The sequence below is a fragment of the Acinetobacter johnsonii genome (assembly GCF_048551975.1).
Classification (GTDB): Bacteria; Pseudomonadota; Gammaproteobacteria; order Pseudomonadales; family Moraxellaceae; genus Acinetobacter; species Acinetobacter johnsonii_A.
Genome location: NZ_JBIMCF010000159.1, coordinates 1 through 298 on the forward strand (window position 1 = coordinate 1; position 298 = coordinate 298).

Below are 298 nucleotides of genomic sequence, written 5' to 3' on the forward strand. Positions count from 1 at the left end.
ATACTGTGCTTGCGCCCATGCTAAACAAGTTGTTGAGTCTAAACCACCAGATAACAAAACTATGGCACGAGGGCGCATACAACTTTCTCCAACTATAAATTAAAGATGAATAGGCAATGTATTAGCGACCAGTTTCGTCATTCCAAAGCAACTTGTGGAGTTGGAGTTGGAAGCAAACAGGGAGATGGTCTTCTAATATCCAGTGCGCTAAGTCACGTGCAAGTTGAGGTAAACGAGCAGCACCTTTCTCAACCGCAAAAGCAGGAGAGAACCATACTGTGCTGACTTTTTCATTAAG

The 298-nt window shown here is 43.3% G+C and carries 1 protein-coding gene and 1 pseudogene; both read right to left on the minus strand.

Annotated elements, in window-relative coordinates:
- Positions 1-78, minus strand: a 78-nt coding sequence (locus ACG9ZB_RS17045) for a 7-cyano-7-deazaguanine synthase (RefSeq protein ID WP_419326827.1), incomplete at its 3' end; no start/stop codon positions are given.
- 43 nt (positions 79-121) lie between these two features.
- Positions 122-298 (minus strand): annotated as a pseudogene (locus ACG9ZB_RS17050) (7-carboxy-7-deazaguanine synthase QueE); the annotation flags it as partial.